At 34.1% G+C, this 10,160-nt stretch carries 11 protein-coding genes; 10 read left to right on the top strand and 1 reads right to left on the bottom strand.

Annotated elements, in window-relative coordinates; translation table 11 throughout:
* The 10 genes from ABYT26_RS16830 to ABYT26_RS16785 all read left to right on the top strand — a co-directional run.
* Positions 1-231, top strand: a 231-nt coding sequence (locus ABYT26_RS16830; protein ID WP_372756042.1) for a restriction endonuclease subunit S, incomplete at its 5' end; no start/stop codon positions are given.
* 99 nt (positions 232-330) lie between these two features.
* Positions 331-999 (top strand): DUF3800 domain-containing protein, encoded by a 669-nt coding sequence (locus ABYT26_RS16825; protein ID WP_372756040.1) that lies wholly within the window; start codon positions 331-333, stop codon positions 997-999.
* Between the two features lie 8 nt (positions 1,000-1,007).
* Complete coding sequence (locus ABYT26_RS16820; RefSeq protein WP_372756038.1) at positions 1,008-1,541, top strand: hypothetical protein; 534 nt, start codon at positions 1,008-1,010, stop codon at positions 1,539-1,541.
* Positions 1,542-1,701: 160 nt separating this feature from the next.
* On the top strand, positions 1,702-4,953 hold the full coding sequence (locus tag ABYT26_RS16815) for a type I restriction endonuclease subunit R (RefSeq protein ID WP_372756037.1): 3,252 nt from the start codon (positions 1,702-1,704) through the stop codon (positions 4,951-4,953).
* Between the two features lie 2 nt (positions 4,954-4,955).
* A complete protein-coding gene (locus tag ABYT26_RS16810; protein WP_372756035.1) occupies positions 4,956-5,408 on the top strand; it encodes a hypothetical protein in 453 nt (150 codons plus the stop codon).
* On the top strand, positions 5,380-6,117 hold the full coding sequence (locus tag ABYT26_RS16805) for a M48 family metallopeptidase (protein WP_372756033.1): 738 nt from the start codon (positions 5,380-5,382) through the stop codon (positions 6,115-6,117). The genes ABYT26_RS16810 and ABYT26_RS16805 overlap by 29 nt, the downstream gene beginning before the upstream one ends.
* Before the next feature lie 105 nt (positions 6,118-6,222).
* Positions 6,223-7,149 carry a 5'-nucleotidase gene (locus tag ABYT26_RS16800; RefSeq protein ID WP_372756031.1) on the top strand — a complete coding sequence of 309 codons (927 nt, stop codon included), beginning with the start codon at positions 6,223-6,225 and terminating at the stop codon, positions 7,147-7,149.
* 25 nt (positions 7,150-7,174) lie between these two features.
* Complete coding sequence (locus ABYT26_RS16795; protein WP_372756029.1) at positions 7,175-7,621, top strand: hypothetical protein; 447 nt, start codon at positions 7,175-7,177, stop codon at positions 7,619-7,621.
* A 653-nt stretch (positions 7,622-8,274) separates the two neighbouring features.
* Entirely contained in the window at positions 8,275-8,712 is a 438-nt protein-coding gene (locus tag ABYT26_RS16790; protein WP_372756027.1) for a hypothetical protein, read from the top strand.
* Between the two features lie 152 nt (positions 8,713-8,864).
* Positions 8,865-9,956 carry a S41 family peptidase gene (locus ABYT26_RS16785; RefSeq protein WP_372756025.1) on the top strand — a complete coding sequence of 364 codons (1,092 nt, stop codon included), beginning with the start codon at positions 8,865-8,867 and terminating at the stop codon, positions 9,954-9,956.
* A gap of 11 nt (positions 9,957-9,967) precedes the next feature.
* On the opposite strand, the gene ABYT26_RS16780 is transcribed toward ABYT26_RS16785, so the two are convergent.
* A partial coding sequence (locus tag ABYT26_RS16780; protein ID WP_372756023.1) for a hypothetical protein occupies positions 9,968-10,160 on the bottom strand: 193 nt, incomplete at its 5' end.

Here is a 10,160-nt window from a genome sequence, read left to right as displayed (position 1 = left end):
TATGACCGTATTGCAATAGGTTCATTGGAAGAAAAAAAGCGTGTGCATTTATCAATGTTTTTGAATATCGAGGTGCCATTTCCTCCATTAGAGGAGCAAATTGCAATAACTAAAATTCTAACCACAGCCGATAACGAAATAAAAACACAAGAAAGTTATTTAGTCCAACTGCAAGCACAGAAAAAAGGATTAATGCAGCAGTTGTTAACGGGGCAAAAACGGGTGTTTTAATACGAGGTAGTAACCTGAAAGAGTTCAAGTTGCAGTTTGGTCACCTTATGAATGAGGCGACCAAAATAAATGAGAGTATATCATAAAACGATTAATATTATGAGCAAAACATTCAATGTATATTGCGACGAAAGTACACATTTGGAAAATGATGGCATGCCTTTTTTTATGTTGGCATACATTAGTGTAGCTTACAATCAAATCAAAATTCATAAGGAAGCACTAAAGTCTATTCGTGCTCGCCATAAAGCCAAAGGTGAAATAAAATGGACAAAAACTTGTGAAGGAAATTATCATTATTATGCCGATTTGATCGACTATTTCTTTTCCAGCGATATCAATTTTAGGTCAATAATTGTTGATAAAAATCAAATTGATAAGGATCGTGATAATTTTGACTACAATGAGTTTTATTTTAAAATGTACTATCAGCTCATTCATCACAAAACGAGCTTAGAGTACAACTACAACATTTATTTGGACATAAAAGATACGAGAAGCCACAAAAAACTGGCAAAACTTAAAGATATTCTAAAGTGGAATACCTCCATCCGAAACTTTCAATTTATTCGTTCTCATGAGAGTTCTTTTATGCAATTGGCCGATCTGATTATGGGGGCGATTAATTATAAATTAAGAGGCGAGAATAAAGTTACTGCAAAAAATAAACTCATTGAAAAAATTGAATCTCATTGTAAACGGCCAATTACAAAATCAACACCCAAAAATGATGGGAAATTCAACCTTTTCTTTATTGATCTTAAATAATAGCAGTTATGCCGCTAAATAAATTAAAAAAATATCCTCAGCTGCTAGAGCTTGCTCATTTTAATGAGTACGAAAGACGTGTTTCTTTAATGGAGATTTTTAGAAGGGATATTGAGGATAATGAAACCTTTGCCTTTAGAAATAAAAAAGTTCGTCCTACAAAAAAAGAGGGTGAACCTTCAATGCAAACATTATTTCATCATCTTACCACCAGAAACGATGAAGACGAAAAAGGAAGAAAACTTAAATCACGTTCTTTCGAAATGCATCGCTCTCTTCGTTTGCATTGGATTAAGTATCATATTGAAGAGATGAAAAAAGAAAATGTTCAAATCTTTAGCTATGAGGATAGAGATCAGGTGAATAGAAAAGATGTGATTCGAACATATATTTTCGATAAAAATGAAAATTATGTGATTGTTTTGGAACCTCAAAGAAGTAAAACAGATTATTACCTACTCACCGCATACTACATAAACGAGAAAAAAGGGCAAAAACAAATGAAACAGAAGTATAAAAATAAATTGGATGAAGTGTATTAAAACGCAAAGCTCGGTACATGTCTTGATGTATCGAGCTTCGAAGCTCCTTTATCCTATTCTGGAATAATGAACACCACAAACATCGGGAATATTTACTGATTTACCAAAGTTATTAACAGAAAACGTCCTTTCAATTAACAGAATTATAAGGCATATTATTATGAAAACACCCTCATTCTTAGAAGACCACATATCACAAATACCTGCACTTCAATTGCTTATCAACATGGGTTACCAGTATATCACTCCTGCACAAGCTATGGATTGGCGTAAGGGTAAAAACTCAGTAGTATTGTTCGAAGAGGTTTTGTTTAATCAGCTTCAAAAGATTAATAGTTTTACACGAAGAGGGAAAAAGTACGAGTTCTCCGATGCCAATATCAGCTCCGCCGTTTTGGCGCTTAAGGAATTACCCATTCACGAAGGTGTAATGAATGCCAATGCAGCCTTTTACGATTTAATCACTTTGGGTAAGGCGTTTGAGCAAAGCATCGATGGCGATAAAAAAAGTCACTCCCTACAATACATCGACTGGCAAAATCCTAAAAATAATATTTTTCACGTTACCGAGGAATACAGCGTAATGCGTGATGGCAGAGCAGATACCTACCGCCCCGATTTAGTATTGTTTGTAAATGGTATCCCTACTTGCATTGTGGAGTGTAAAAGTCCTTCCTTAGGGGGAACAAAATCACCTGTAGAATTAGCCATTGAGCAGCACACCCGTAATTTTAGTAAAGAGGGCATTCGCTCGCTTTATGTCTATTCTAATTTATTAGTAAGCATTGCCACCAACGACGGTAGTTATGCTACCACAGGTACAAGCAAGGAGTTTTGGTCAAAATGGAAAGAACAATTTCCGAGCAAAGAGTCAGAAACAAGATATTGGAGTTCTATTATCGAATTGAAAAATAAACCATTATGCAAGGCAGATAAAGACAAGCTCTTTTCCGATCGGTTTAAATATGTGCGAAACTACTTTGATAGCTTAGAACAAGAAGAACGACCATTGACAAAACAAGACGAATTGCTCTTTAGTTTGTGCGCTCCACTTCGCATGCTCGACCTTATTCGTAATTTTACTTTGTATGATGATGGCATAAAAAAAATAGCTCGTTATCAACAGTATTTTGCCGTAAACGAAACCATAAAAAGGGTTTCCCGCTTCAACAATGTAGGAAAACGAAAAGGAGGTGTTATATGGCATACACAAGGGAGTGGCAAGTCCTTAACAATGGTCATGCTGGCACAGCTTTTAGCTTCAAATAAAAATATTCGTAATCCTAAAATTTTACTGGTTACCGACCGTATCGATTTGGACGACCAAATATCCAATACCTTTAAAAAATGTCACAAAGAAGTACGACAAGCCAAAACAGGGACTCATTTAGCTGAATTGATAAATGATAAGGACGATGCCATTATTACAACCATTATTAACAAATTCGAAGCCGCAGTAAAGCAAAGCAAAAAGCCCTTTACTTCGCCAGATATATTTGTACTCATCGACGAAGGACACCGAACTCAGTATGGTAGCTTTAGTGTAAGCATGCAAAGGGTATTTCCCAATGCTTGTTTTTTGGCCTTTACAGGTACGCCTTTAATGAAAAAGGAGAAGAACACGGCTAACAAATTTGGTGGCTACATTGGAAAACCATATACGGTAACCGATGCTGTTGAAGATGGAGCTGTGGTGCCTTTATTGTACGAAGGTCGACACAACCTGATGGAACTAAACGAAAAGCCATTAAATACTTTTTTCGATAAAATATCAGAACCACTTAGCGATTATGGTAAAGCAGCCTTAAAACGCAAATTCAATACCGTTAATGAGTTAAACAAAGCTGAGCAAATTATCTATGCTCGAGCTTGGGATATCAGCGAACACTATACCGATTTTTTTCAATCCAATAGTGATACCTATAAGCCAAAAGCACAACTGGTTGCACCTTCAATAAAAACAGCTTTATTATACAAACATTATCTCGATGAGATTGGGAAAATATCTTCATCGGTAGTGGTAACACGTTCCGACCAACGCGAAGGAACAGAGGATTCCTTCTATAATGAGAATGAAGAAAAACAACGGGAAGATGCCTATTTCAATGCCATGGAAGACAAATATGGCGATCTGAAAAACTTCGAGAAAAGCATCATCAATCAGTTTAAAAAACGAGATGAACCCGAAATATTAATCGTAGTGGCTAAACTTCTTACAGGTTTTGATGCACCAAACAATACCGTATTGTATTTGTGTCGTAGTCTTAAAGAACATACTTTGCTACAAGCTATAGCAAGAGTAAATAGAGTTTATCCAGGAAAAGATTACGGCTATATTGTTGACTATTACGGCAACCTCGAAAATCTCGATAATGCCTTAGAGACCTATTCAGGATTTGAAGGTTTTGACAAAGAAGATTTAGAGGGTACTTTTACGAATATCAACGAAGAAATTAAAAAACTTCCTCAGGCACATGCCGAGCTTTGGGATATATTCAAAAGTCTACAAGGTAAAAATGTAGAGCCAACAGCATACGAAGAATTGCTTTCTGCAGAAGATCTTAGAAATAAGTTCTACGAAAAACTTACTGTTTTTGCCCGCATGCTTAAATTGGCATTATCATCGGTCGATTTTGTAAACAATACCAGTGAAGAAAAAATAGTAGGTTTTAAGAATGACGCCAAGTTCTTTTTAAAACTTCGGGTTGATGTAAAACGTCGTTACAACGATGATGTATCCTACAAAGAGTTTGAACCACAAATTCAGAAGCTAATCAACAAACATCTTTCAACCAATGGAGAGATTTTAAAAATTACCGATTTAGTAGATATTTTTAATAAAGAAGAAAGAGAAGCTGAAGTCGGAAAAATTGTAGGAAAAGCAGCTCAAGCCGACCACATTGCTAGCCGAACTATAAAGGCCATCAATGTGAAAATGCAAGAAGACCCGATTTACTATACCAAGTTTGCAGATCTAATCAAACAAACCATAGCAGATTATTATCAGAAACGAATTGATGAAGCTGAATTTCTAAAAAGAAGTAAACAACACGAAAAAGACTTTCTTGAAGGCAATAGGGAGGATGCACCCAAAGAATTGGCTGATAACGAAGTGGCTTTAGCTTTCTATAACTATAGCAAATCGGTTTACAAATCGGTTGAACTTTTAAAAACCTCTTTCCATATCGAAATGGGCCTAGTGATTGATCAAGCAGTTAAAAATCACATTTATCTTAACGATAAAAAAATTGTGGATTGGCAGAAGAATGTAGATATCACTGGCAAAATAAATATAGATGCAAGCGATGCTATTTACAACCTATTGCAAAAATACGATGTAGATACCAACTGGGACGATATAGACCTCTTAATTGAAGAATGCTTAAAAATTGCAATTCATAAATACAGGTAATTATGGACAAGTGGATATCAATTATACAAACTTTAATAATAGGTGGTACTGGCGTTTGGGCTACAATATGGTTTTCTAGATCCAATAAAAAACGTGAAGATGACAAAATATTGAAGGAACTTTTTACAGAATTTAATCATAGGTATGATAAACTGAACGATCATTTGTCTGAAATAGTTGAATCTGATAAGGCTATAAAATTAAAAGATCAACTCAGTAAAGATCAAAAAGCAGTAATTATTGATTTTTTTAATCTATGTGCGGAAGAATTTTTTTGGCATAAACGTGGTCGTATCGATCATATAATATGGCAAAGTTGGCACGCAGGGATGAACTACTGGTACAATCATCATAATCCAATAGTTCGCGAGCTGTGGGCTGAAGAATGTGAAAGTGAAAATGGGAAGGTGAGTTATTATATTGAAAATGAAGAAGAATTCTTTAAAAGAAGATAGAATGGGCGAGGAGAGGATTGAATATGGATCAACGATTATTGAATTTAATCTAGAATTTGCAAAACGTAAATCGCTAGGGATAAAAGTGTATCCCGATAAAACAGTAAAAGTAATAGCACCACTAGATACCGATTTAGATAATATTAAGCAAAAAGTAAAAACGAAAGCAGCATGGATTATTAGACAACAAGATTTCTTTTTGTCCTTTCATCCAATAACACCACCACGTAAGTTTGTAAGTGGTGAAACGCATCGATACTTGGGCAAACAGTACCGTTTAAAATTATGCGAAGCACAAAAAGAAGGTGTTAAATTACATGCAGGTAATATATCAGTTTATTGCAAGGATAAGAACAATAAGCCGAGAATTGAAAATTTATTAAAAGCTTGGTTTAAGGATAAAGCAGAGCAGCATTTTAACAAGTTATTTCTAGAGCTTATCCCACTTGCAAAAACTTTCTATGAGGGGATGCCAATTCTTAAATACAGATGGATGGATAAACGTTGGGGCAGTTGTGATAAAAACGGTACAATTCATCTCAACCTGGAATTAATTAAAGCTCCCAAAAAATGCATCGAGTATGTAATTATTCATGAGTTGTGTCATCTGGCTCATCTCAATCACAGTGCTGCATTTTATCAATTATTAGATAGATTATCTCCCAATTGGAGAAGTATTAAAGATGAGTTAGAAAGATTAATGGTCTAAAAAAACATCTAGCTTCCGCAGACTTTAAGTAGTTATAAACGGAATAAAAGACATAGAGGTAATATTAGTTAGATACCAATAAATAAACATCACACGTATTTTTAAATGGCATACCCAATAGATAAAAAGTTAGTAGTAGGAATTGCATCAAGTGCATTGTTTGACTTAACAGAATCAGATAATGTATTTAAATCAATGGGAGAAGAAGCGTATAGGCAATTTCAGGAGGATAATATTGATAAGGTTCTGGAGAAAGGTGTTGCTTTTCCATTTATTAGACGACTTCTCGGTTTGAATGATGCATTCCCGGAAAGACAGCCGATTGAAGTTGTTTTATTATCTAAAAATTCACCAGAAACAGGTTTAAGGGTTTTTCATTCAATACAACATTATAATTTAAATATTACAAGAGCCGCCTTCTTTAATGGAAAATCTCCTTTTGAATATATTGAAGCATTTAACGCATCCTTATTTTTATCAGCCAGTCATGAAGATGTCTTGCAAGCAATACATGTAGGTTTTCCTGCAGGTCAAGTTTTAGATACTATAATTGAAGATAATTCTATCGATTCAGAACTAAGACTTGCTTTTGACTTTGATGGTGTAATAATTGATGATGAGGCTGAAGAAATCTATGAAGAGACAAAAGATCTTAATAAATTTCATGAAAATGAGACAAGCAAAATTTTAAAACCTCATAATCCTGGTCCATTAAGTGATTTATTTCAAAAAATCTCTTTCTTTCAAAAATTAGAAAGAAAAAAGAGGAAAGAAGATAAAAATTATGTGCCGTTATTAAAAGTTTCTATAGTTACAGCAAGAAATGCACCCTCTCATGAAAGGATGATTAACACGCTGAAAGATTGGGAAATTAATGTAGATAATGCTTTCTTTTTAGGAGGTATTGATAAAGGAAGAATACTGAAAGTATTAAGGCCGCATATGTTTTTTGATGACCAAAAGACACATCTCAATCAAATTGATAATATTCCAATGGTTCATATCCCATTTGGTGTAGCAAATAAAGTGTGAATGCCAATGCTGAAATCTCTAGCTCTTGAAAATACAACACAAGAATATATTGGCACTTAACAATGGGGAAATTGAAATGAACGATAGAATAAAAAAAGAGAAATTTCAGAAAATAGTTTGGAAGGCATTGTGTGAAATGGGAGACTATTTTTCAAGGCTTGGAGGTGCTGGTCGACCATGGAATTTTGCCGATTCAGAGATTCAAACTTACATTATCTGTGTCTTATTGAGAAAATATGACAGTAATTTTTCCTTCGATAATTATGTCGATTGTGATTTAGCATATCCAACGCAAGATGGTATAAAAAACTTATTAGAAAAAATAGATGGACTATTGTCAGAAATAGAAATTGATGAAAGTACAATCTCTTTACTAAATGAATTCTGGGATTATTATAATGATAAGTTAAAAATAACAGAGAAAACCAAAAGATGGGATGAGGTAAAGAAACTCATTGAATCATATATGTAGGGCAAGAATAATATCTGCTATATTCCGCTCCTTCAAATTTGTAAGCATCAAGTTCTGGATATGATAATATATTTTCCGTAGAAAAAATACTTAATTGGGGGCGGTAAGATCTAGCTGAAAAAGTATGAGTTAGCTTGAGATCTGTTTTTTATTTAGAGGCTTATTTTTTTAAAATCATTTAATTAAAAGATATTACCGTCCTTCTGTAGGACGGTAATGAAATACTTAGGGTCTATACTCTGTATGGCCCCGCTAGCGCGAGCTTTTAGCTCGTGTTCTGCGCAAGCAGTAAATAGATTAATAAAAAAACTGGCAGCATCTTTTTCAGACCTGACAGCGTTTAAACCCGCTCCTGTAAACTTATAATTTGCGGATAGGAATTTTCGGATTTTTAATCTAGAAGATTAAGCACAAATTTTCAGGAGCCATTAGCGAAATAAACACAATTGTGCTTACAAAGGAGTTGGTGGCAATAAAAAGTTCGACCGGCCAAGATTGAAACATAAAATGATTTTAGATGAAAAAGGAAATCAACCATAGACCATATATACTAATTGGCTGCTTGATTTGGATAGCTGCATTTTTTGGTGAGGCATTTAGACTTCAACCATTTTCTACCGTTGGGATTATTATATCACCTATATTGACATTTTTTGGAATTTACCATTGGTTCATATTTTACAAGAGAACATTATCCAAAATTCTTTAAAGCTTGGAAAGTGATGAACGGTAAAATGCGGAAAAATCCTTTTGCAGGAATGGGTTTTATGTTTAAGTATTTACTTGAAACATGGACTTTTGTGATAATTTGCTGGATGGGAATGATTTTAATTATGTTATTGACTTTTGGACAATCAAAAGCGTTTAAGACGGCAAAAGATTATTGTAAAAATGATTCTAAAATCATTGAAAAGACTGGTAAAATAAGATATTATGGATTATTAGTTGGAGGTAGTATATCGACAAAAGGAGAATCAGGTGAATCTGAACTAACATTTACGATTGTTGGAGAAAAAGGAAATTTTAATGCAAATGCCGAATTGACTAAATACAATGACACTTGGGAAGTGACAGATTTGCAAGTGAAATGAAGAAATTACTGCCACCAACACGTGCTTATAAATAATTGCCGTTTAGCAGGTTATTTAAGCTTTGTGTCCCGCAGTAAGTTCGGTTTAACTGGGCAGGAAAACAGGCCGCAATCGGCAACTATTCATAGCACCAACGTTATAGCGCATAAAAGATGAAGAAACTGCTAACATATACGATTATCATTCTGGTTGTTTTAATCAGTGGTTGGACTTATTTGACCAGAGACAAAGGACAACCAAAAGAGAGTTTTGAAGCATTTTTCGAAATTTTCAAGGAAAACTATGCACTTTTTGATGTTAAAGGAATTGATTGGGATAAGGAATATGATTATTATTCCAGAAAAATAAATGATGAAACAACAGATGATGAATTGTTCAATGTTTTCCAAGAAATATTAAAAAAATTAGATGATAAACATTGTTACGTCTATCGATTCAACGAAATATATTTTTCGGGTTTTGGACTTCCTTCATTAAACTATTTTGACTTAACATCTTTTGACTTCAGATTACCAACAAATGACTTTTCATTAAAACTGATTGAAGACAAGTATCTCAGTGACTATGAAAAATCGTTAAGAATAAAATCATTTCTCCCACCAATGGGAATTAGAAAGGTATTTACAACTGGCTGGTTAAAGGACTCGATTGCTTATATTCACATGACTGAAATGAGTAATAAGTCTAATGAAGTTCATAATTCAATAGCATCATTTTTAGAGAAATACAAAAATGCAAAAGGATTTGTAATAGATATTCGAGATAACATCGGTGGTTATTCTTTGCCAGTTAAAGAATTAGCTGAATATTTTGCAACTGACACACATACTTATGCTATTTCAAGACTGAGAAAGCCTGATAGTATATATAATTTTCAAGAACCCGAATATTGGGAATTAAAACCAAATGAGAATAGCAAATACGTTAATCAGCCAATTGCTTTATTAACAAACAGAAATACTCAAAGTGCCGCAGAATTATTCACGCTGATGATGAAAACTTTACCCAACGTCAAGATTTTTGGAAACATGACATCTGGTGTTTTTGCTGATACTCATATAGGAAAACTCCCGAATGGTTGGGAGTATCGTTTATCAATTCGTAAAACAAATGATTGGAGTGACAATGTTGTTGAAAATGTAGGCATTATACCCAATGAATTAATAAAAAATACAGAGACTGATTTGCAAAATGAAACTGACAAGGTTTTAGACTCGGCAATAGATTATTTGATTGGAAACTAATAAATTACGCGCTATAACAATGTATATACAAAATGGGCGAGAATGTAGTAAATTCCCCAGATGGCGCGAGCTTCTTTAGCTCGTGTCCTGCGTATGCAGTAAAATACAATAAGAATTGAAAAGGAAATATGGCGTTCACTCCTCGGGTCTCGGCAAAAAGTTCGCCAGGGGTTCCAAAATCCTTTGGCTTCTTCCGCTTGTTTT

The sequence above is a fragment of the Labilibaculum sp. genome, from assembly GCF_041595635.1.
Lineage (GTDB): Bacteria > Bacteroidota > Bacteroidia > Bacteroidales > Marinifilaceae > Labilibaculum.
Note: the sequence above shows the minus strand (reverse complement) of the source record. Positions and strands in the feature narration are given on the sequence as shown.